The 22,264-nt window shown below is 57.0% G+C and carries 22 protein-coding genes; 14 read left to right on the top strand and 8 right to left on the bottom strand.

From position 1 onward, the window contains the following. The first annotated feature begins 1 nt into the window (after position 1). Positions 2-571 carry a methyltransferase domain-containing protein gene (locus tag O5O45_RS24435; protein ID WP_305901926.1) on the top strand — a complete coding sequence of 190 codons (570 nt, stop codon included), beginning with the start codon at positions 2-4 and terminating at the stop codon, positions 569-571. Here the strand turns inward: O5O45_RS24435 and O5O45_RS24430 are convergent. From O5O45_RS24430 to O5O45_RS24420, 3 genes are all read right to left on the bottom strand, one after another. Continuing rightward, positions 551-1,996: an LruC domain-containing protein gene (locus tag O5O45_RS24430; RefSeq protein WP_305901925.1), complete on the bottom strand. Its 1,446-nt coding sequence runs from the start codon at positions 1,994-1,996 to the stop codon at positions 551-553. The two genes, O5O45_RS24435 and O5O45_RS24430, sit on opposite strands and share 21 nt — an antisense overlap. Continuing rightward, the gene (locus O5O45_RS24425) at positions 1,993-2,433 is read right to left on the bottom strand and encodes a hypothetical protein (protein WP_305901924.1); all 441 of its coding nucleotides are present in this window, start codon (positions 2,431-2,433) and stop codon (positions 1,993-1,995) included. The genes O5O45_RS24430 and O5O45_RS24425 overlap by 4 nt, the downstream gene beginning before the upstream one ends. A gap of 146 nt (positions 2,434-2,579) precedes the next feature. Continuing rightward, on the bottom strand, positions 2,580-4,001 hold the full coding sequence (locus O5O45_RS24420) for a DUF6880 family protein (RefSeq protein WP_305901923.1): 1,422 nt from the start codon (positions 3,999-4,001) through the stop codon (positions 2,580-2,582). A 124-nt stretch (positions 4,002-4,125) separates the two neighbouring features. Here O5O45_RS24420 and O5O45_RS24415 point away from each other — a divergent pair, with 124 nt between their 5' ends. Beyond that, on the top strand, positions 4,126-4,701 hold the full coding sequence (locus O5O45_RS24415; RefSeq protein WP_305901922.1) for a DUF924 family protein: 576 nt from the start codon (positions 4,126-4,128) through the stop codon (positions 4,699-4,701). Between the two features lie 18 nt (positions 4,702-4,719). On the opposite strand, the gene O5O45_RS24410 is transcribed toward O5O45_RS24415, so the two are convergent. Then, a complete protein-coding gene (locus O5O45_RS24410; RefSeq protein WP_305901921.1) occupies positions 4,720-6,402 on the bottom strand; it encodes an alpha-glucosidase in 1,683 nt (560 codons plus the stop codon). Positions 6,403-6,730: 328 nt separating this feature from the next. Between O5O45_RS24410 and O5O45_RS24405 the strand changes: the two genes are divergently transcribed. The 8 genes from O5O45_RS24405 to hspQ all read left to right on the top strand — a co-directional run bounded on the left by O5O45_RS24405 (position 6,731) and on the right by hspQ (position 14,403). Beyond that, entirely contained in the window at positions 6,731-7,138 is a 408-nt protein-coding gene (locus O5O45_RS24405; protein ID WP_305901920.1) for a glyoxalase superfamily protein, read from the top strand. A 116-nt stretch (positions 7,139-7,254) separates the two neighbouring features. Next, on the top strand, positions 7,255-8,532 hold the full coding sequence (locus tag O5O45_RS24400) for an ABC transporter substrate-binding protein (RefSeq protein ID WP_305906248.1): 1,278 nt from the start codon (positions 7,255-7,257) through the stop codon (positions 8,530-8,532). 59 nt (positions 8,533-8,591) lie between these two features. Then, positions 8,592-9,509 (top strand): carbohydrate ABC transporter permease, encoded by a 918-nt coding sequence (locus O5O45_RS24395; protein WP_305906247.1) that lies wholly within the window; start codon positions 8,592-8,594, stop codon positions 9,507-9,509. Between the two features lies 1 nt (position 9,510). Continuing rightward, entirely contained in the window at positions 9,511-10,356 is an 846-nt protein-coding gene (locus O5O45_RS24390) for a carbohydrate ABC transporter permease (RefSeq protein ID WP_305901919.1), read from the top strand. Between the two features lie 54 nt (positions 10,357-10,410). Continuing rightward, positions 10,411-12,033 (top strand): alpha-glucosidase, encoded by a 1,623-nt coding sequence (locus tag O5O45_RS24385; RefSeq protein ID WP_305901918.1) that lies wholly within the window; start codon positions 10,411-10,413, stop codon positions 12,031-12,033. Between the two features lie 73 nt (positions 12,034-12,106). Next, positions 12,107-13,135 carry an ABC transporter ATP-binding protein gene (locus O5O45_RS24380; RefSeq protein ID WP_305901917.1) on the top strand — a complete coding sequence of 343 codons (1,029 nt, stop codon included), beginning with the start codon at positions 12,107-12,109 and terminating at the stop codon, positions 13,133-13,135. Between the two features lie 39 nt (positions 13,136-13,174). Continuing rightward, positions 13,175-14,017, top strand: coding sequence for a helix-turn-helix domain-containing protein (locus O5O45_RS24375; RefSeq protein ID WP_305901916.1), 843 nt, complete (start codon positions 13,175-13,177; stop codon positions 14,015-14,017). 74 nt (positions 14,018-14,091) lie between these two features. Then, a complete protein-coding gene (gene hspQ / locus O5O45_RS24370; RefSeq protein ID WP_127967948.1) occupies positions 14,092-14,403 on the top strand; it encodes a heat shock protein HspQ in 312 nt (103 codons plus the stop codon). On the opposite strand, the gene O5O45_RS24365 is transcribed toward hspQ, so the two are convergent. From O5O45_RS24365 to efpL, 3 genes are all read right to left on the bottom strand, one after another. After that, positions 14,400-15,926, bottom strand: coding sequence for a HAMP domain-containing sensor histidine kinase (locus O5O45_RS24365; RefSeq protein WP_305901915.1), 1,527 nt, complete (start codon positions 15,924-15,926; stop codon positions 14,400-14,402). The two genes, hspQ and O5O45_RS24365, sit on opposite strands and share 4 nt — an antisense overlap. 28 nt (positions 15,927-15,954) lie before the next feature. Further along, complete coding sequence (locus O5O45_RS24360) at positions 15,955-17,088, bottom strand: ABC transporter substrate-binding protein (protein WP_305901914.1); 1,134 nt, start codon at positions 17,086-17,088, stop codon at positions 15,955-15,957. Positions 17,089-17,230: 142 nt separating this feature from the next. Continuing rightward, positions 17,231-17,800 carry an elongation factor P-like protein EfpL gene (efpL, locus tag O5O45_RS24355; RefSeq protein WP_305901913.1) on the bottom strand — a complete coding sequence of 190 codons (570 nt, stop codon included), beginning with the start codon at positions 17,798-17,800 and terminating at the stop codon, positions 17,231-17,233. Between the two features lie 137 nt (positions 17,801-17,937). Between efpL and O5O45_RS24350 the strand changes: the two genes are divergently transcribed. Genes O5O45_RS24350 through O5O45_RS24340 form a run of 3 tightly spaced genes read left to right on the top strand, consistent with a single transcriptional unit; the run spans position 17,938 to position 20,349 of the window. After that, positions 17,938-19,782, top strand: a complete 1,845-nt coding sequence (locus O5O45_RS24350; RefSeq protein ID WP_305901912.1) for a carbamoyltransferase family protein — start codon at positions 17,938-17,940, stop codon at positions 19,780-19,782. Next, positions 19,775-20,197, top strand: a complete 423-nt coding sequence (locus O5O45_RS24345) for an SxtJ family membrane protein (protein WP_305901911.1) — start codon at positions 19,775-19,777, stop codon at positions 20,195-20,197. The genes O5O45_RS24350 and O5O45_RS24345 overlap by 8 nt, the downstream gene beginning before the upstream one ends. After that, positions 20,197-20,349 carry a DUF5989 family protein gene (locus O5O45_RS24340; protein ID WP_164887172.1) on the top strand — a complete coding sequence of 51 codons (153 nt, stop codon included), beginning with the start codon at positions 20,197-20,199 and terminating at the stop codon, positions 20,347-20,349. The genes O5O45_RS24345 and O5O45_RS24340 overlap by 1 nt, the downstream gene beginning before the upstream one ends. A 43-nt stretch (positions 20,350-20,392) precedes the next feature. Here the strand turns inward: O5O45_RS24340 and O5O45_RS24335 are convergent, their stop codons facing one another. Then, entirely contained in the window at positions 20,393-21,232 is an 840-nt protein-coding gene (locus O5O45_RS24335; protein ID WP_305901910.1) for a pirin family protein, read from the bottom strand. A gap of 131 nt (positions 21,233-21,363) precedes the next feature. On the opposite strand from O5O45_RS24335, the gene O5O45_RS24330 reads away from it, so the two are divergent. Next, the gene (locus O5O45_RS24330; RefSeq protein ID WP_305901909.1) at positions 21,364-22,260 is read left to right on the top strand and encodes a LysR family transcriptional regulator; all 897 of its coding nucleotides are present in this window, start codon (positions 21,364-21,366) and stop codon (positions 22,258-22,260) included. The last annotated feature ends 4 nt before the right edge of the window (positions 22,261-22,264 follow it).

Raw genomic sequence — 22,264 nt, 5'->3', positions numbered from 1 at the left:
GATGTATTGTCATGATGAAGAACCGTCGCCTTTACTGGTCAGTTGGCAAGATGCGTTTCGCGACGCGCCGGTAGCGCCGGTGCTTGATCTTGCCTGCGGACATGGCCGTAATGGGTTGTGGTTGGCGCGCCGGGGGCGGGACGTTGTCTTCGCCGACCGGGACGCCGAGGCGTTGGACGGCATCGCCGAGGTGTTGTCGCAAGAAGGGCTGCCGGGACGTATCTGGTGTATTGACCTGGAGACGCGTCTGCCGGACCTGGATAACGATAGTTTTTCCGCGATTCTGGTATTCCGCTACCTGCATCGTCCGTTGTTTCCCCTGTTGAGACGCGCCCTGGCTCCAGGCGGCTACCTCTTCTATGAAACCTTCACATGGGAGCAGCCGCAGTACGGTCGCCCCTCCAATCCTGACTTTTTATTGCAGCCTGGCGAGTTGCGACGTGAGTTCGGCGCCTGGGATGAAGTGCATTATTTTGAGGGCGTGGACCCTGAGAAACCCCAGGCGATTTCTCAATGGGTCGGGCAAAAGCCCCGTCTCGCCATAGCGGAATTACCGCCATTGCCAGCTTGAACGCGGAATAGTCATCACCTGAGTGGGATTTTTGTTGGCGTGCCAGTCCAGAGCGGCGGCGCCATCGGATTCGATATAGTCAATCAGATTCGCATAGGCCAGCCCCATGTCGGTGCGCTCCGTAGGGGGCGACCAAGTGTCCGGTAGGATCAGGCCGAAGGGGTAGCCTTGATCGTTCACGAAATCCATGCCGGCATAGACGGTTTGAAAGTTAGGGCGCACATAGAGATAGGGGCGGAATGCGTCGGGAGAGAATGTCTCCAGTGGCGTATCCAATGCAATCGTGAATATGAAGCCTGGCCCTTGAATGACGGGGTGCGCCGGCTCGGTGTTGATAAATTGCGCGCCGGCGACAGGGCTCCATAAACGCTTTATTGCTGTGAACAACGGCAGGTCAGTCTGGCCGGACACGATTGTTGCATGGCTCTCTTCCTCTATGGCTGCGCCTGTATCAGGAGATAGCACCTGCGTCGTGGCGGCGCCGCTGACAGCCCCCAGATTGAAAGATAGTCCCCAATCCAGGTCATACTCCGCGCCTTTGGCGATCAGAAAACCTTCGCCAAATATCTGCACTGCTTTACCGTATTTGTTGAAACCGGCATTGACGCGGTAAGCGACCACCAGATCATTGAAGTCGTAGTCGCCCCGGTCTGGATAACAATCCTCAAAGGCGACGATGTAGTACTGGTTGGCGCTGGGAAAGTATTGCGCGCCCGCCATCGTCAGATCGGAATCGCCCGGCCTGATCACTAATGGAGCTTCCAGCCAGCCCGCCTGCAATTGGTCCAAAAACGCGGCGTCTTCGGCGGAGATGATGGCGATGTCTTCGTAGCCATTGGAATAGTCATAAAAGGCTTCTGGATCTCCCAGTTGTATCTGTGTATCCATGAACCGGATATTGAGTGTGACGGAGGCGGCCCCGGTCAGATCAAGATCGACCGGGACGTAGACGGTGGCGTCGAAGTCTGAGCCGTAAATATCGCTGTCCGTATTGGGCGTGATGCGGCTGGACCCGGTGTCGCCAATCAGAGTGTAGCGCAACTGCCGCTGCTGCTCGCCTTTGGACGCCAGCATGCTTTGGCTTTGGGTCCAGAAGTCGGTGAAGACATGGGTGACGCCTGCTGATTCGACAATCAGTTCCAGGCTTGCAATGGCGACCCCCTGTGAGGATGCTTTTTCCGTGCCGTTGGCGGCTTCATTGACGTCTATGGCGAAGGCCAGGCGGCCGCCGTTGTCCTGGCGGAAAGCCTCCAGTTCGGCGCCTGTCAGGTCAGGCTGGCTGCCAGCGATGTCCATGACGTTGATATTGCCTTCGCCGCGTGACTCAATCACATCGTTAAGGCGTTTGGATACAATGGCGGCGGAAACCGACGCGTGAATCGCCAACAGCGACAGGCACAACAGAATGCGGTTGCAACATCTCATAGCGCAATATCTCCTGTCACAGTGGGAACGTCTCCGCTGACGCCAAAGAGGTCGTAATGAAGCTGATTCTGGCCTTGCAGCAGGCTGACTTCCCTGCGGTACTCGTAGAGCAGTCCATTCTGTACCGGGATAATTTCTCCCAGAAAAAGTGGCGCGCCGGGGTCATCATAGAGCTTCAGAAACAGGCGGGGTTCGATGAGCAGCGAGTCGGGAATGGTGACGATCGCCAGTTTGCTAACGTAAGCGTCCAGCTTGGTCCCGTTGTCGTTGTAGATCGCTGAAAGGGTGGAGACAGCACTGGAATCTGTAGTCTGGGGCGCAGGGGCGCTGTCGACCGCAGACGAGCCGCTGGCGCCGCCCCCGCCTCCACATCCCTGAATAAGCAAGGATGAAATCGTCAGCGTCAAAGTAAGCGCTGTATGTCGGGCATGAGTCATAAAGGTTTGCTCCATTAAAGCTTTATCGATAATGGGCAAGACTCAGGCCATTAATAAGCCCCTTCTAAAACAGATGGTTATGCTTTCGCGTCGGGCGTGTCGCGCATTGCGCCACGCACTTTGAAAACAGCATGTGCAAGCTGCAATCAGACGCTGCGCAGCAATACAGAGCCATCCACTCGACTCCAGAACCCTGCTTTATCCGGGTGCGCGCGGCGCAGTTCCGCCAGAAAGGCGCCGTGGTCAGGCGATTCATTATAGTCTGGCCCAGCGGCGTCCAGCTCCGCCAGCTCTTTCATGTAATCGGCGGCATAGGCGTAAGCCTTGGCGTAACTGCGATTGAGGATATCCTCCAGCAGGGCGCGATAGCACAGAATGGCGCCCAAACCAATGCGATGCTCTTTGAACCGCTCCGCCAACGCCAGCAGGTCGCCATGATAGTACTGCTGTAACGCTGCGCCTTGTTGTTGCAGCAACGCCAGCGCTCTTTGCGGCTGTTGCAGTTCCAGCAACAAGCTGGCCGCCAACGCCCCGTCGCCAGCTTGCTCAGCGCTTTGGATGGCGTCGTCGATAATAGCCTCGCGCTCTTCGCGCGGAGCCAGTTGCAGTAGCGCCTGCAAATGTTCCGGGGTCGGCTCCAGGTTGAACAGGCGTTGCAGAGCTTCGCGCTTGCTGGTGCGATCGCCTAGCTGTTCATAAGCCTGCAGACGTATTTTCAGCAGATCTGGATTCTCTGCCTCAGGCGTGTCCAGACAGGCCAGCGCTTTGTCGGGCTCGGACGCTTTCAGATAGTTTTCCGCCAGCTCGATCTTCAAAAAAACGCTCAGTTCGGGATACGCCAGCTTGACCGCCTGGGCGTACAGATCCGGATCGTTCAACGCTTGGGCCGTTCCCTGCAAGCCGGCCAAGGCCTCGCGAAAGTAATCGTCCTGGGGCGCCAGGCCTTTTTTCACCGCCTGACGTAGCTGACGCTCATAACGCCAGGCCAACTGGCTCAATTCGCTGTCAGTAAAGCAGGATTTATCTGAGGCCAATAAACCAAGCAAAAGATTGCCGGCGTCCTTGTTGCGCCATTCGGCGAAACGGCTTAACCAATAGCCCTCGGGAAAGCGCTGACGCCGTCGCGCTGACGCAATGGCCCTGGCCATCATGGCGACCGCCTCGCGATAAACATCGCTGATGGCGCCGGCGGAGTCGTCGCTACGCACGAATACTTTTTCGTGAGTAGTGATGAATTCCGCCAGTATGTCGCAGGCTTGTAGCGGATATTCATCCACCAGACTCGCGTCGATATCCTGCAACAGTTGCTGTAACTGCGCCGCATACCCAAAGGTTTCGCCATAGCGGATGAACTGTCGGCTTTGCCCAATCGCCTGAATGCGTTCACTCAGATTGGCGGACAGGGCGGTGGGGGAACGCCGGAGCAGGAACAAATCAATGAAGGCGTCCACTTCTTCATGTCTGCCGTGCAACTCCAGCAATAATTGAGTCAGCTCGCTTTTACTCAGCTTTTTGAGGCGGCGCTGAAGATCGCGGGAGTTGGTGAGATCCTGGGAGTCGGAGGGCATGAGACACCTTTGCTTGCAGGACGCCCTGACGAGTTACGTTACAGGCGTCTGATTAGTGGCGATGACGGTCAGCGTGTAAACTGCCTTATGTTATTAATTTTAGACAAACTACAGAGGGATGGACATGACGAAAGAGTCAGGTTTGCAAAATGCGCCGTCGCTGACCGCCGATGACGTGCTGCGATTCTGGTTTGAAGAATTGAGCCCGGCGGACTGGTTTCGCAAAAGCGATGAGCTGGACCGACGCATCGCCGAACGCTTCGGCGCCCTATTGTCGGCTGCCAGGTCAGGTGAGCTGGCGCACTGGCGCGACGAGCCTCGCGGCAGGCTGGCGGAAGTAATTGTTCTGGACCAGTTTTCCCGCAATATCTATCGCGATCAGGCTGAGTCTTTCGCGGCGGACAACATGGCGTTGGCGTTGGCTCAGGAAGCCGTGAGGGCGGGCGCGGACAAGGAGCTGGGGGTAGAGGAGAAGAGCTTTCTGTATATGCCATATATGCATAGCGAATCTGCCGTGGTCCATAAAGAGGCCGTACGCTTGTTTTGCCAGCCCGGGCTGGAGAACAACCTGGATTTTGAACACAGACACCTGGCGATTATTAAACGTTATGGCCGATATCCCCATCGCAACGGGATTCTTGGGCGTGAGTCCACGCCGGAAGAACTGACGTTTTTAAAGCAGCCTGGATCCGGGTTCTGAGCCGTACGCGCCGTTTGCTCAGGGCAAACGGCCAAAGAACGCCTCGTAAGGAGGGAGATAAATCCGATTGTCCCGCAGCTCGCCGGCGAAGCCATGACCGCTCAAAACCTCTGGCGGTTGCGGCAGGTTAAGCTCTATCTCCGCTGGCTCATAGGAGACATTAAAGGCGGCCAGCAAACGCCCTCCTTTATGTTTACGCAACAGCAGCAGCACTGACGCATCGGCGTGAATGATCGACATGGAGCCCAACAGTATCTCCGGCTGTTCGCCCCGCCACTGGATGAATCGTTGCACTCGGCGCAAAACGGATTCAGGGTCCATTTGCTGCACGTTGATGGCATGGGACAGATGGCGCGGATCGATGGGCAGCCAGGGCTTATGGGTGGAGAAACCCGCGTGGGGCAGGTTGTCATCCCAGGGCAGCGGCGTACGACAGCCGTCGCGCCCCATGTACTGCGGCCAGGATAGTTTGCCGTAAGGGTCGCACAGATTATCGAAAGGAATATAGGCTTCCTCCAGACCCAGCTCGTCTCCCTGAAACAGGACCGGCGTTCCCCGCAGGGACAGATGCAGAGCCAGCACAATGGCGGCCAGACGGGGCGCATCATGGTCGCCTTCCCAGCGTGACACCAGACGGGCGACGTCATGATTGTTCAGCATCCAGTAAGGCCAGACCTGATCGCAATTCTCCTCGAAGGTTCGCACCACGTCGACCAGACTAGGCAGGTTGCAGACGCTGGGCAGCGCTTCGTAAATATTGGCCATCTGCAGGCCTTCCTGGGAACCGCTGTAAATGTTCAGCATTTCAAAGGTGGCGCTGCTGGTGACGCTGCCCAGCAAGGCGGCTTCATATCGGTCGCACAGGCGGCGGATACGAGCCAGCGTCGGCAGGGTTTCGGGGCGATTCTGGTTATAAATCTGCAACTGGTATTCGAACGGGTTGATCAGCGCTTCTTCGGGAATCGCCGCCATATTGCGCCGCGCCGGGTTATTGCGCAGTTTTTTGTCATGGGTATACAGGTTCGGGCAGTCCAGACGGAAGCCGGCGACGCCGCGCTCCAGCCAGAACCGCAGAATATTGAGCACCTCGGCGATAACTTCGCTGTTGTGAAAGTTGAGGTCCGCCTGCCGGCTGGTGGCGTTATGCAGGTAGTATTGGCCGCGGGTGGAGCTCCATGACCAGGCTGGGTGGCCGAAAGTGGTCTGCCAGTTATTGGGAACCGTGCCGTCCGCCTGCGCGTCCGCCCATACATACCAGTCCGCTTTCGGATTACTGCGATCCTGTTTGCTTTCCAGGAACCAGGGATGCTGCACGGAAGTATGGCTGATGACGATGTCGAGCAGCACTCTGAGGCCGCGTTTATTCGCCTCGAGGATCAGCGTGTCGAAATCGTCCAGATCGCCGAAAGCGGGATCAAGGCTGTAGTAATCGCTGACATCGAAGCCGAAGTCGCTCATGGGCGATGTGAACACCGGCGTCAGCGCAATGGCGGCGACGCCCAGTTCGACGAAATAGTCCAGTTTTGCGGTCAGGCCTTTGATATCGCCGACGCCGTCATTATTGGCGTCGAAAAAGCTGCGCACATTGACCTGATAAATAACGCCGTATTTCCACCAGTCATCCTGAGTGTCTGCAGGTCGTTGCGTCTGTGGCCGCTGATTGTTCCGCGTTCCCTGGAGTTGCGGATCGGATGATTTCATAAAGCGCTCGCGTTGCCGGTTTCCTGGCGCCGAATTTTGCTGTTCGGATTATTTGTCTGACGCCCGTAGCGCCCAGTGTACGTGCGCGACAGAGGCTTGTCCACGTAACCCCGCGGCATGGAATTTTGGGCTATGTGAAAGCCGACGCTTGTGTTGCAGAAAAGTTTTTGTTAACTTCGATCCTCACAGGTGTTGATATACGCCTGCCGCCCACACAGGCAAAGTCGAGTACGACATTATCTACAAATCTATGAGTGTTATAGGTTTAGTGACTCATGAGACAAGATGTGAGTGGGCCGCGTCATTGCCGTTGTAGCGAGACATTGCTATGAATCATGCGACCTGCAGACACGTATCAGAAACCACGCTGAAGAATTTCAAGCGTGACGCCAAGAAAATCAAACGCAGCCAAGGAATCTCCCACGCCCAGGCGTTGGATCTTGTTGCTGTGGAACATGGATTCCGTTCCTGGTTTGATGTTCTAAACCGCGCCAAAGATCTCTCCTCAGCGCGTCCGCAGCCGCAGAAACCTCAAACAACGAATCGCGCCAGCGTAGTCGTAAATCCTTTCGGCAAGCACATTTCCCTGTTCGCAGAATCTTTCGCTCATGCGGTGCCATACAGTTGGCGCATCGCACGACGCAGTATTGGCTCCGGCGTCGCCGGCCATGCGGGGCGTCGCGAGGGTTCAATCCATTCCGTAGTCGTATCTCCCAGCGCCTGGTCTTTGATCTGACGCGGGTTTGATGCCGGCGGCGTCCTCACGGTCGCTCCGCATACGGTGTATCTTTATTTTCATTCTCGCAATCCACGTAATGTGCTCCATATAACAATAACTCGGAGGAATCCATGATGAAAAAAACCATAATTAACGCTATTGGTACGGGTGTATTTTTGTCCGCCGCTTTCAGTCTGCAAGCGCATGCGGAAACGCTGACCATCTCCTGCGGCGCCGTCGGCGCGGAACTGGAGTTGTGCAAGGAAGGCGTCAAGGCCTGGGCGGAGAAAACCGGCAATGAGGTGAAGGTGGTGTCCACTCCCAATTCCTCATCCGAACGTCTGGCGCTCTACCAGCAATTGCTGGCTGCGGGCAGCCAGGACATCGACATATTCCAAATCGACGTGGTGTGGCCGGGTATGCTGGGCCAATACTTCGTCGACCTCAAACCTTTCAGCAATGGCGCTGAGAAAGACCATTTCGAATCCATCGTCAACAACAACACCGTCGACGGCAAACTGGTGGCCATGCCCTGGTTTACTGACGCCGGCGTGCTTTATTACCGTAAAGATCTGCTGGAGAAGTATAACCAGCAGCCCCCGGAAACCTGGGAGCAACTGGAAGCCTCCGCGAAGCTGGTGCAGGAAGGCGAGCGGAAGGCCGGCAATGACAAAATGTGGGGCTTCGTCTGGCAGGGGCGCGCCTATGAAGGTTTGACCTGTAACGCCACGGAGTGGGTCGCCAGCTTCAACGGCGGCACCGTGGTGGACGAGAACGGCAAGATCACTATCAACAACCCGCAGGCCGCCAAGGCGCTCAATACCGCCGCCGGTTGGGTGGGAACCATCAGTCCTCAGGGCGTGACCAACTATGCGGAAGAAGAATCCCGCGGTGTGTTTCAGTCCGGCAACGCCGTGTTCATGCGTAACTGGCCATACGCCTGGTCGCTTTCTCAGGCGGAAGACAGCGCCATCAAAGGCAAAGTGGGCGTAGTCGCTCTGCCGAAAGGCGGTGAAGACGGTCGCCACAGCGCCACACTGGGAGGCTGGCAGCTGGCGGTTTCCAAATACGCTAAAAATCCGAAGCTGTCCGCAGATCTGGTTATGTATCTGACCAGCTATGAAGAGCAGAAGCGCCGGGCCATCAAAGCGTCTTATAACCCCACTATCAACGCGTTGTATAAGGATAAAGAAGTGCTGGCGGCGACGCCTTTCTTTGGCAGCCTGTACGAAACCTTCGTCAGCGGCGTGCCGCGTCCCTCCAGTGTGACCAAGAGCAAGTACAACCAGGTCAGCACCGCCTTTTTCAACGCCGTTCACAGCGTTGTATCCGGCAAGGAAAAAGCCGAAGCCAGTCTGGCTCAGTTGGAAGGTCAACTGCGTCGATTCGCCCGTAACGGAAAATGGAAATGAAACTCTCTCAATCAGGCGCTGCATCCGCAGCGCCTCCCCGGCCTGAGGTAAGCGACAAGATGTCCCAGTCGTCCCGACAACGCCAGCGCGCCCGCAGCGCCTGGCTGTTCCTGGCCCCGATGATCTGTACGCTGCTGTTGGTCGCCGGTTGGCCGCTACTACGCACGATCTGGTTCAGTTTCACTGACGCCAGTCTGTCAGATCTCAACGCAGCCGAGTTCATCGGCTGGGGGAACTATTTATACAAGGAAGATGGCGAGTGGTACGGCCTCCTGGCCGACGCCGTATGGTGGAAGTCAGTGTGGAATACCTTGACGTTCACACTGATCTCCGTGTCGCTGGAACTGGTGCTGGGCATGATCGTGGCGCTGGCCCTGAACGTGAACTTTGCAGGTCGCGGTCTGGTGCGCGCAGCGGTGCTGATTCCTTGGGCGATTCCCACCATTGTCTCGGCCAAGATGTGGAGTTGGATGCTGCACGACCAGTTCGGGATTCTCAACGACATGCTGATGGGAGTCGGCCTGATCTCGGCGCCGCTGGCCTGGACCGCGGATGCGGATCTGTCGATGGTGGCGGTGATTATGGTGGATGTCTGGAAAACCACGCCCTTTATGGCGTTGTTGATGCTCGCCGCATTGCAGATGCTGCCCAAGGACTGCTATGAGGCGGCGAAAGTGGATGGCATCCATCCAGTAAGAGTGTTCTTCAGAGTGACGCTGCCGTTGATCATGCCGGCCGTCCTGGTGGCGGTGGTGTTCAGGGCTTTGGACGCGCTGCGGATCTTCGATTTGATTTACGTGCTGACTTCCAACAGTGAAGACACCATGTCCATGTCCGTTTTCGCCCGCCAGCAACTGGTGGACTTCCAGGATGTGGGATACGGCTCCGCCGCGTCGACGGCGTTGTTCCTGGTGATCGCGTTGCTGACGTTGGCCTATCTGTATCTGGGGCGCAAACATATGCGCGTGGGGGACTGACATGAGACAGACTGTCGATGCAAAACAGTTGCTGCGTAAAACCGCTTTTTACCTGCTGGTGGCGGCCATCGTGGTGTTCTCCGTGTTCCCCTTCTATTACGCGATTCTGACGTCATTCAAGTCCGGCAGTGAATTGTTCGTGGTGGACTACTGGCCGACCTCGGTGCAGTGGGCGAATTATATCTCCGTGTTCAAAGGCACCGCTTTTGGGGAAAACATCCTCAACTCGGTCATGGTGTCGAGCGCGGTGGTGCTGGTGTCGCTGATGCTGGGGCTGACCGCCGCCTTCGCCCTGGCGCGGATCGATTTTCGTGGTCGCGGACTGATGCTGATTGCGATTCTGTCGGTGTCCATGTTTCCGCAAGTGGCGGTGCTGTCCGGCCTGTTCGAAGTGATTCGCGGCCTGGGTTTGTACAACAACTTGTTGGGCTTGGTGCTGGCGTATCTGATTTTCACGCTGCCGTTCACGGTGTGGGTGCTCACCACTTTCATGAAGCAGATGCCGAAGGAAGTGGAAGAAGCGGCGATTCTGGATGGCGCCTCCAACCTGACCATTATCTTCCGGGTCTTTCTGCCGATGATGTGGCCAGCGCTGGTCACTACCGGACTGCTGGCGTTCATCGCCGCCTGGAATGAGTTTCTGTTCGCCCTGACGTTCACGCTCACTGACGGGCAGCGCACGGTGCCAGTCGCCGTCGCGTTGATCAGCGGCAGCAGCCAGCATGAGTTGCCCTGGGGCGTGATCATGGCCGCGTCGGTCATCGTGACCGTGCCGCTGGTGGCGCTGGTATTAGTGTTTCAACGTCGCATTGTGTCCGGCCTCACCGCTGGCGCAGTCAAAGGTTAAACGGGCGCCGCCCGGCGGCGTCTGCAGTTATTGATTGTTTTAGGAGTTTCTTACATGTCGAAGGTTGAGCGGGATTGGTGGCGCGGTTGCACCATTTATCAGATCTATCCGCGTAGCTATCTGGATTCCAACCAGGACGGCATCGGCGATTTGCCGGGTATCGTCAGCAAGCTGGATTACATAGCCGGTCTCGGTGTAGACGCGATCTGGTTGTCCCCATTCTTTACATCACCGATGAAAGATTTTGGCTATGACGTGTCCGACTATCGCAGCGTCGACCCTATTTTCGGCGATCTGGACGACTTCAAGCGCCTGGTGGAGAAATCTCATGCTCTGGGCATGAAAGTCATGATCGATCTGGTGATGAGCCACACCTCGGATCAGCATCCCTGGTTCCAGGAAAGCTCGCAGGACCGCACCAACCCGAAAGCGGACTGGTACGTGTGGGCCGATCCCAAGCCGGACGGTACGCCGCCGAATAACTGGCTGGCCATGTTCGGCGGCTCCGCCTGGGCATGGTGCGCCAAGCGCCGTCAGTACTATATGCACAACTTCCTGACCAGCCAGCCGGACCTTAACTACCACAATGCGGAAGTGCAGGATCAGATGCTGGAGGAAGTGCGCTTCTGGTTGGATCTGGGCGTAGACGGCTTCCGACTGGACACCGTCAACTACTACTTCCACGACAAGCAGCTGCGCGACAATCCGCCACTGCCGAAAGACGCCAAGAAAACCCTCGGCGCGCCGGAACAGAACCCGTATTCGTTGCAGCTGCATGTCTACGACATCAGCCGCCCGGACAATATCGGTTTCCTGAAGCGTCTGCGCGCGCTGTTGGACGAGTATGAGGGCATCACCACGGTAGGTGAGATCGGCGCCGACGAGCCGCTGAAAATCATGGCGGACTACACCGCCGGCAGCGACAAGCTGCATATGGCGTACACCTTCGATCTGCTGAATGTGTTCCATGAGCCCACTTATATCCGTCAGGTGGTGGAGCGTCTGGAGAATCAGATCGGCGACGGCTGGGCCTGCTGGGCGCTGTCCAACCACGATGTGGTGCGTTGCGTCACGCGTTGGGCCAACGGCCGCGATCGCGCGCCTTTCGCCAAGCTGTTGCTGGGGCTGCTGCTGTCTCTACGCGGTAGCGCCTGTATCTATCAGGGCGAAGAGCTGGGGCTGCCGGAAGCGGATGTTCCCTACGAGCGTTTGCAGGACCCTTACGCCCTGCCGTTCTGGCCGGAGTACAAAGGCCGCGACGGCTGCCGTACGCCGATGGTGTGGGAAAGCGACAAGCCTTACGGCGGCTTCTCTTCCATCGATCCCTGGCTGCCGGTATCCGAGGAGCACCTGGGGCTGGCCCCGGACGTGCAGGAGAAAGACCCGAACTCCGTACTCAACTTCTATCGTGGCTTTATTCACTGGCGTAAGCAGCAGTCTGCGTTGAAAGCCGGCGCGATTCGCATGCTGGACGCGCCGGAAGGCGGCTTGCTGTTCGAACGCAGCGATGAAGAGCAGCGTATCGTCGTCGCCCTGAACATGACCGCGGAAACCATCCGCATTCCCTGTCGCATGGCCAATGTGTCTGCGATGAGCGGGCATGGATACAGCGGCGTGCTGGAAGGCGAGGATATCGTATTGCCGCCGTATCAGGCGTTTTTCGGCGAGCTGAAGTAGCTGAGACAAATAGCTGAAATACAAGGCGCGAGGACGCGCCTTTCGGCACAACAAATACAAGAGACGAGATGTTATGGCTGAGCTTAGATTACGCAACGTCAACAAAGTTTTTCAGCAGACGCATGTGCTGCACGACATCAATCTGCAAATCGCAGACGGCGAATTTGTCGTATTTGTCGGCCCCTCCGGCTGCGGTAAGTCCACTTTGCTGCGCACCATCGCCGGCCTGGAGGATATCACTTCCGGCGAGCTCTATATCGGCGGCGCGCTGGTCAACGATGTAGCGCCGGCCAAGCGTGGGGTAGGTATGGTGTTCCAGTCCTATGCGCTGTACCCGCACATGACGGTGTATGAAAACATGGCGTTCGGATTGAAGCTCGACGGCGCGGGGCCGGATGAAATTCGCAGCAAGGTGGAGGCGGTGGCGCAAACCCTGCAATTGGGCGCGTTGCTCAAGCGTAAGCCGGCGGCGTTGTCCGGCGGTCAGCGTCAGCGGGTGGCCATTGGCCGCGCTATCGTGCGCGAGCCCAAGGTGTTTCTGTTCGATGAGCCGCTGTCCAACCTGGATGCGTCCTTGCGAGTGCAGACCCGTTTGGAGATCGCCAAGCTGCATGAGCGTCTCGGCTCCACCATGATTTACGTCACTCACGATCAGGTTGAGGCCATGACCCTGGCGGACAAAATCGTAGTGATGAATCAGGGACGCATAGAGCAGGTAGGCACGCCGCTGGAACTGTACAACCAGCCTGCGTCTGAGTTCGTAGCCACTTTTATCGGCTCGCCTCGCATGAATATGCTCAAGGGCAAGGCGGCAGAAGATTTCGGCGCCGCCACCCTGGGCATTCGTCCAGAACATCTGCAGGTGCGCATTCAGGGCGAAGCCGGCGACTGGAAAGGCGTGTTGCGCATGGCGGAGCATCTGGGCAGCGACACCTACGTGTATGTCGACGTCGCAGGCGTTGGTGAAATGACGGCGCGCATTGTGGGGGAAATGGAGCTGGAGCCGGGGTGTGAGCTGTACTTGCATGCGCCCTCGCAACATCTTCATCTGTTCGATGCTCAAGGTAAGCCAGTGGACGCTTCGTTGCGCCGCTCAGCCTGACGTTAAGTCAGAGATTAAAACAACAACAAACGTCATCTCATGAAAACAGCAAATGCATCGGCGGCGGCCGCTCCCAGGGGCGGCTCTCCGCACCATTATTTCGGCGCGCTGGCGGACTCTCCCAGTCTGACGGACGCCGCTCATTTTGAAGTCGCCATTTGTTGCGCTGGCGGCGCAGTGCTGTGGGACGCCCGCCGGCGTCTGGTGCTGCAACCATTCAGTCTGGTGTGTTTTTCTTCGCTGCACGGCGTCAAGCAACTGCACAGCGATGCGGAAGCCTGGGGATTACGTTTGTGGTTGCCCTTGTCCTTTCTGGCGGAGCTCTGCATCCCGCACCGGGTGAAACAGAAGCTGCTGCACGGCGAGATTTGCGTGGCGGACGCCGCCAAGGCGCTGGAATCGGAAACCGTCGCGCGTTGGGCGGAAGAGCTGGCCTGTCAGGATGACTATTTGAAAGATCTGGTCTGGGACGAAATAGCCTTGTTGCTGCGGCGTCTGTTCAAAGACGCCTTGGGGCCGGACGCCTGCGTCGCCAGGCCTGCGGCTGAACCCACGGGTTCCTGTCGTCATGTGCACAAGATGGTGGAGTACATGAACGAGCGCTATTGCGAGTCCATCTCCGTCGCGGACGTCGCCGCGCATGTGCGACTGCACAAAAACTTCGCCATGGGATTGTTCAAACAAGTGCTGGACATGACCATTCTGGAATACCTGACCCAGCTGCGAGTGAATCACGCGGCCCGCTTGTTGACCACGACATCCCTGCGCGCCAGTCAGATCGCATTTGAAAGCGGATTTTCCTCCATCACCCGTTTTTACGAAGTATTTGCCCGCAGCTTTAGCCAGTCCCCCTGCGATTACCGTAAGTCGCGGCGGGTCTAAGCGACTGTCCCGCGACTCGACACTGCGTCAGCGCGTCCCGCCAAGCCCGGCTATAATTAGGGACAGGAGGGGATATGGCGCAAGCACACTTTTTTGTCGGCCAGTTGGTTGAACATAATTTATTTGGTTATCGCGGCGTAGTGATCGGCGTTGATCCGACGTTCAACCATACCGACGCCTGGTATGAGAGCGTCGCCAAGTCGCGCCCGCCCAAAGATCAGCCTTGGTATCATGTGCTGGTGCATGAGAGCGACCACATGACCTACGTGGCGGAACGCAATCTGCGAGTCAGTCTGGATACGACCCAGATCGACCATCCTCTCTTGGGCGCTTATTTTGACCGTTACGACGGCGCGCGCTATTTCCCGCGACACTCCATGCATTAATCCCCCGCATTGGGCGCAGGTATATAGGGCAACTCCAGATAGAAGGTGGCGCCGGTCGGCAGGGTGGAATTGCTGGAAATTTCCTTGGCGATGGATTCGAAGTAAATCTGCCCGCCCTGTAACTCCACCAACCCTTTCGCCAAAGTCAGGCTGAAGCCGGAGCCCAGGGAGTCGCTGCTGGCCTCGTCGCCGCGGGCCAGCCCTTCGAACAGGTAGGGCCGGATTTTTTTGGGAATGCCGGGCCCGTTATCGCTGACAGACAGGCTGACCAAAGCGCCCTCGCGGCGCAGATGTACGCTGATCTCGCCGCCTTTGCCGGAATGTCTGACGGCGTTGCTGAGCAGAATATCAATGACCTGCTGCAGGCGCTTTTCATCGCCGCGCACCCAGGCTTCCGCTATGCCGCTTTCGAAGTGCAGATTTTTACTGGTTTGGTAGGCTCTGTTGCGCCAGATCTCCGTTTGTGTCCGCGCCAGTTTGAGCAGGTTGACGGGGCTTGAGTCCAGCGCCAGAGAGTGATTTTGTATCTGATAAATATCGAACAACACCTCAATCAACTTTTGCATACGTTCGCAGTTGCGCTCGGCGACGTGCAGCATATGCAGGGTCTTTTCCTGTATTTCTCCGGTCAGTCCGTTTTTGCACAGCATGACCGCTCCCTGAATAGCGGTCATGGGAGATCGAATTTCCTGCGACACCATGGCGAGCAAGCGAGCGCGCACGGTATTGTCGTGAGCTGTGTCTTCCCGCACCTGTTTTAGCTGACGGGTTTTTTCCGCCACATTGAAAGTGAGGGAGTTCTGCAGGTCGTATAGAAGTCGACTGTTTTCCGAGAACTTCACCAGCGCCCGGGCCACGTTGCCGATTTCATCGTTGCGCTGGGTGTGGGGAATTCGTTGCTCCAGATCGCCGTCCGCCAGCCGGGTGATGGCGGCGGTCAATTCCTCCAGCGGTTGCGTCATCCAGCGGCAGGCGAGGTAGATGGCGGCCAGACAGATAAACAGCGTGGCGCTGAGGGTGACGGAGCGCTCCGTCAGCTTGACCAGCATGGAGCTTTCCACCTGGCTGATGTCGATCACAATGTTGAGCGTGCCGATCTCTTTTTCCCCGCCCTGATCCCAGAGCAGCGGCCGGGTGATGCGCATCTGCGCGGCGCCGTCCGACAGTTTGCCGGCGGAGGCGATAACTTCGCCGTCAGGATAGCGAATGGCGACCTGCATGATCTCCGGCATAGAGAACAGGTTGTTGACGGCGTTGTTGATAATGTCGAAGTCAAAGTTCCAGACGGCGGCTGCCAGCACGGAACGTTGCGCATCCGCCAGCAGATAGGCGTCCTTCTCCAGATTGGCGAGTTGCGCCCGGTAGTCGTACCAGGCGGTTACCGCCGCTTCCAGCGCGAACATAGAGACAATGATGATGGAAGTCAGCGTCATTAACCTGCGACGCAGATAGGCGCTGTGCGGTTGACGTTTTTGTTTCCGGTCCTTGGGGAACTCTTCGTTGATGGACTGATCTGGAAGCATTATGTCGTCGCGTCTCGCCAAAATGAGTTCATTGCTGCCGGAGCAGCCGATCTAATGAAAAGTCATACTGCTTGAGTTGAGGATTCAACGCTTTTGAAAAGCGAGTGAAATCAATGTCGCTCCAATTCACGCCGACAATGAACTGTAAATATCTGTCGACGTTTTCTGGCGTGAGCAGCCCCATGTTGGAGTGAATGGACGCACCTACGTCGTCCGCGAAATCCCGGCCATGGTGGTAGTCGTACATTAGCACGAGGCTCCAGGCGCCCTGCATGAAGTGGCCGCCGAATGAACCCGCCAGCTTGCCTTCCTTGATGTATTCCAAGGCTGATGGGCTCCAGTCGATCCCGGCGATGAGAATATTTTCCCCAGGCTTGTACCCGAGGCTTTGCGCTCCCCGCAGGGAGCCGATGGCGATGGAGTCGTTGGCGGCCCAGATCACTCGCGTGCGGGGATAGCGTTTCAACAGTCCGACCGCCTGCTTATAAGCCAGTTCTTCATCCCAACGGGCGGACACCAGCTGCTGCAACTCCACTTCCGGATGTTCCGACAGCGCACGGTGTAAACCCATTTCCCGCTCAATCGCTGCGTTGTCCGTGGGCGTGCCGCCGATGGCGAGAATGGGCAGCACTTGACCGCCGCGCAGCAGTTCGCGAGAGGTGGCGGAGGCGAACAGCATATTGGCGAGGGCGTAACCAGCGTTTTCATCGTTAGGCAGCATTTGCCCGATCCATTGCTTGAAACGTTCCCGGGGGTTTCCGTAACGCCGTTCCTGCTCCACATTGAGGCCGGAATTGAAAATGAAGGAGCGCACTTTGGCTTCTTCCGCCAGCGCCAGTAACTCTGGAGCGTTTCCTTTGAAATTTTTGTACATGATGAAGTCCGGTGGGTCGCTGGCGAGAATATGCTTGATCTGCTGGCGCATGAGCAGCCGGTCGTGATTGGCGCTGAATACGTCCAGGCGGATATTGAGATCTTCCGCGGCGGCGCGGGCGAATCGAATCACCTCAGACCAGAAGGTATCGTCGCTGCTTTGTGGATTGAAAAACACCACATGCATCGCCGGCGCCATGGATGGGGCCGGCGCGGCGTACGTCAGCGGGGACGCCAGCAACCAAAATAGCAGCCAAAGCGCGCCTTTGCAGGACAACTTATATAGCATCGTTTCCGGCCGGACCGAGTTAGAATTCATTCACTCAGTGTAGCCGTAAATCCGGGGATGCGCTTTTAGCGCGGAGAGAGGCGTCAGGGGGCGCGCAGCGACGGCGGCGCGTCGCTGCAACGGCGATCAAGGGCGGCGCATTTTAGTCTGCGCGGCCCATGAAACGTTTTTCGGCGGTATGAATTTTGACGCGCTCGCCCTGTTCCAGATATTCGGGAACCTGAATCGTCAGGCCGGTGGCGAATTTGGCGGGTTTAGTGCGGGCGCTGGCGGAAGCCGCTTTCATGGCGGGAGTGGTTTCGATCACTTCCATTTCCACGGTTTGCGGCAGTTCCAATGCGATGACCTGGCCATCCACCATTAACACCTGCAATCCCTGGATTTCCTCAGTCAGGAACAGCAACTGATCTTCGATGTCGTTCTTTTTCAACATGTATTGAGAGAAGTCTTCGTTGTCCATGAAGACATAGTCGTCGGCGTCAATATAGGAGAAAGACACCTGACGACGCTCCAGCTGAGTGGTGCTCAGCATGTCGTCGCCTTTGAAGCTTTCTTCATATTTGAGTCCGGTGCGTACATTGCTGAAGCGCATTTTGTACAGGGTGGCGGCGCCTCTGGCGCTGGGGCTGTGCACCTCAATGTCTTTAACAATCAGTAATTGCCCGTTTAAATCAACGACTTCGCCTTTTTTAATCTCGCTGGCCCGCGGCATATGGGTGTCTCCGGAAAAAATGGTTGCGCGCATTTTATGGCATCAGTAGTCTTAAGAAAACTGTAGCGATAGCGACGATGACACCTTCCCGTCAGGTCACACCCCATACTACGCATAACGGAATGGCTTCCCTTTCAATGACCACTATTTTAGGCATTTCCGCTTATTACCATGACGCTGCAGCGACGCTGGTAAAGGACGGCGTGATTCTGGCCGCCGCCCAGGAAGAGCGCTTTACCCGCAAAAAACATGATGCGGGGTTCCCCCGCCACGCTATTGAATATGTGCTCGACGCCGGCGGCGTCGCCCTGGATGAGGTGGATGCGGTAGTTTTTTATGATAAGCCGCTGTTGAAGTTTGAGCGGCTGCTGGAGACCTATCTGGCGTTCGCGCCACGGGGTTTTCGTTCTTTCGCCACGGCGATGCCGGTGTGGCTCAAGGATAAGCTATTCCTGAAAAGTGAGTTGAAGAAGGCGTTGAGGGGACTGTTGCGCGACCCCAAAGCCGTTCTGCCGCGGCTGTTGTTCGCGGAGCATCATCAATCCCATGCGGCCTCCGCTTTCTATCCCAGTCCGTTCGCCAATGCCGCCGTTCTGTGTCTGGATGGAGTGGGCGAATGGGCGACCAGTTCGGTGTGGGTGGGCGAGGGCGCTTCTTTGCGTCCGTTGTGGGAAATTGAGTTTCCCCATTCTCTGGGTTTGCTGTACTCCGCTTTTACCTACTTTTGCGGCTTCAAGGTCAATGCCGGCGAATACAAGTTGATGGGACTGGCGCCCTACGGGGAGCCAAAATACGTCGACTTGATCATGCAGCATCTCATAGATGTCAAACCTGACGGCACTTTCCGTTTGCATTTGCGTTACTTTGATTTCATGACTGGTCTGCGTATGACCAACCAGCGCTTCGCCGAGTTGTTCGATCTGCCCCGGCGGGAACCGGAAGCGCCGCTGACGCAGGCGTATATGGATCTGGCGCGCTCGGTTCAGGCGGTGACGGAAGAAATCGTGTTGCGCCTCGGGCGTACGATCGCCGAGGAGACAGGGCAACGTCATTTATGTCTGGCGGGCGGGGTGGCGCTGAATTGCGTCGCCAACGGCCGCCTGCTGCGAGAAGGCCCATTTGACGATATCTGGATTCAGCCGGCCTCCGGCGACGCTGGCGGTTCTCTCGGCGCTGCCTTGCTGGCCTGGCATCATTATCAAGGCGAGCCCAGAACGCGTCCCCTGGCTTCAGGACAATTGGACGCTATGCAGGGCGCCTACCTGGGACCGCAATACAGCGACGAGGACATACAGCGCTATTTGACAGACGCCGGCGCGTCGTTTGTGGTGCTGGAGGATGACGCGCTGTATGCCGATATCGCTGGTGATCTGGCTGACGGCCAAGTGGTGGGCTGGTTTCAGGGACGTATGGAATTTGGGCCACGCGCTCTGGGAGCGAGATCCATTCTGGGTAACCCGATGGATCCGGTCATGCAGACCAAAATGAATCTTAAAATCAAATTCCGCGAATCCTTTCGCCCCTTCGCCCCTGCGGTGGCGGCGGAGCAGTGCGGCGATTATTTCGAATTGGAGAAACCCAGTCCTTACATGCTGCTGGTGGCGGATGTTAAAGAGCAATGGCGTAAATCCGCCGAACCGGGGCTTCAGGGGTTGGAGCGTCTGCGGCAGATTCGCTCTGATTTGCCCGCTATCACCCATGTCGATTATTCGGCGCGGGTGCAGACGGTGCATCAGGAAACTAATCCTGAGTTTCATCGTCTAATAAAGGAGTTCGCCAAGCGTAGCGGCCATCCGGTGTTAATCAACACATCCTTTAACGTTCGGGGCGAACCGCCGGTTTGCTCCCCGGACGACGCGTTTCGGTGTTTTATGGCGACGGAGATGGATGTTCTGGTCCTGGGGCGCTGCGTACTGCGCAAGGCTATGCAACCAGAAGCGTTAGTAAAGAAAGATTGGTCCCGGGAGTTTGAACTTGACTAAATCAGCGCAGCACGACTTTGCTTCCGCCCCGGAAGGAGAACTGAGAAAGTTCGGCCTTGTCATGGCCGTCTTTTTGATTCTGGTGTTTGGATTGTTTGTGCCTTGGGTGTTTGCACTGAGCCTGCCTATATGGCCCTATCCGGTTGCGGCCGTGTTCGCCGCTTTGGCGCTGGTGCAACCGGGACTGCTACGCCAGGTGTATGTTCTGTGGATGCATTTTGCTTTAAGGCTGGGCAAGATAAACAGCGCTATTATTCTAGGCGCTGTTTTCGTTGTTCTGGTGGCGCCGTTGGGATGGGCGCTGCGGCTCATGCACAAGCTGCAACTGCAAAAACGCATTGATCCGCAAGCGACTACCTATCGGACAGTACGTAACGACCCCATTACCCCTGAGTCCTTGGAGCGACCTTTCTGATGTGGGAATTTTTGAAAGACCTTTGGGCGTTTATGCGACAAAGGAAAAAAGTGTGGCTGTTTCCGCTGATATTGACCCTGGTAATGTTGGGCGGCCTGATTGTCATCACCCAAGGCTCGGCGGTGGCGCCCTTCATTTATACGTTGTTTTGACGGCGCAGCGCACACGAAAACGGCCTCATTGGAGGCCGTTTTGTTATGCCGTCAGCTTCCCTTCCTGATAATCCTTCACTGCAGTGAGAATTTCGTCGTGGGTGTTCATGACGAAAGGACCATAATGCGCCACAGGCTCATGCAAGGCTTCTCCCGCAAGTAGCAGGAAGTCCGCACCGCCTTTATCCGCGCTCAGTTGCAGGCGGTCGCCTGCGCCAAGGATGCCAAGCTGGCCTGCCTGCAGCACCGAGCCCATGTGCACGCGGCCGTTATAGACATAGATCGCCGCCTGCCGGTCCTGCTCCAGTGGCAGATCCAGCTTGCCGTTGGGCAGCAGGGATATATCGAGCAGGCCGGCGGATTGCGCCAGACGGTTCAGCGGCGAAGTGCTGAAATTATCCTGAATGCGCCAGGAGCCGGCGATAACCCGAATCTCGCCGCAACTCAGAATAATAGAAGGCAGTTCTTCCGGCTGTGCGTCGCGCCACTCCGGCTCCTTCATCTTCTGTGTGCGGGGCAGGTTGATCCAGATCTGAAAGCCGTGCATGCGCGCAGCTTCAGGTATCGGCATTTCCGAATGTATGACGCCTTTGCCGGCGGACATCCACTGCGCGCCGCCGCTTTTGATGGCCCCCAGGTTACCCATATGGTCGCGGTGCTCGAATCCGCCTTCTTTCATATAGGTCAGGGTTTCCAGGCCGCGGTGAGGGTGTTCGGGAAAGCCGGCGATAAAATCGTCCCGTTCGTCGGAACGGATTTCATCGAGCATTAAGAAAGGTTCCAGATCGGTAGCGGAAAAACCTGCGATCCGGGAAATCCTGACTCCCGCGCCGTCGGTCGCCGGGCTGGCGTTAATGATGCGCTTGAGTTCTCGTACAGCCATGGTGGTGTCCTCCCACTCCATTGCATGATTTGCATATCCTGCAAGCAGTCTTCTCATTGTTGCATTATGCATCGTAAAATTCGAAAATAAATTGCAATAATTCGTGTCTAAATTTCGATAAATTAGAATTCATGCCTAAATCGACACTGGAACAATGGCGTATGCTGCACGCCGTGGTCGCCCATGGCGGCTTCGCCCAGGCGGCGGAGATGGTGCACAAAAGCCAGTCCACGGTGCATCACGCCGTCCATAAGCTTGAGGAAATGCTGGGCGTACAGATTCTGCAGGTGCAGGGGCGCAAGGCGACGCTGACCGAGGCGGGAAAGCTTTTGCTGAGGCGGTCGGAAAACCTGCTGCAGCAGGCGGAGCAGCTGGAGTCCGTGGCGTCTGGTCTGGCGCAGGGTATTGAAGCGCATATACAGATCGCGGTAGAGATCATTTATCCCCAGGAAGCCCTGTATTGCGCGCTATCGGAGTTTTCCGAGCAATACCCCAATACTCGCATCGAAATAATCGAAACGGTGTTGTCCGGCGCTGAAGACCTGCTCAAGCAGGGCGTATGCGACTTGGTCATAACCCCATTCGTACCGCAGGGGTTTATCGGCGATCTGATTACCAATATTCCGTTTACGCCGGTGGCGAATCCGCAACATCCGCTGCATCAGCTTAATCGCACCCTGAATAAAGACGACCTGGCCCGACATCGACAAATCGTCATCCGCGACTCTGGCAGCGTGCGCCGCAATTCCGGTTGGCTGGGCGCGGAGCAGCGCTGGACGGTGACGCACATGAGCACCTCGGTGAATATGGTGAAACGCGGGCTAGGGTTCACCTGGCTGCCGGTTTCCTGGGTGGATGCGGATATTCAAAGCGGCGCCTTGAAGGCGCTGCCGCTGCAGGAAGGCGGCGATAGAGAAGTCCCGCTGTATCTGGTCTACGGCGATATGGACAGACAAGGTCCCGCCACGCTTTATCTGGGAAATCAGCTATTGCGACGGGGACGTGAATGGACCAGATTTCCTGAATAGGCCT

Source organism: Hahella sp. HNIBRBA332 (assembly GCF_030719035.1).
In the GTDB taxonomy this organism is placed as follows: domain Bacteria; phylum Pseudomonadota; class Gammaproteobacteria; order Pseudomonadales; family Oleiphilaceae; genus Hahella.
This window is presented reverse-complemented; position numbering and strand designations above follow the sequence as displayed.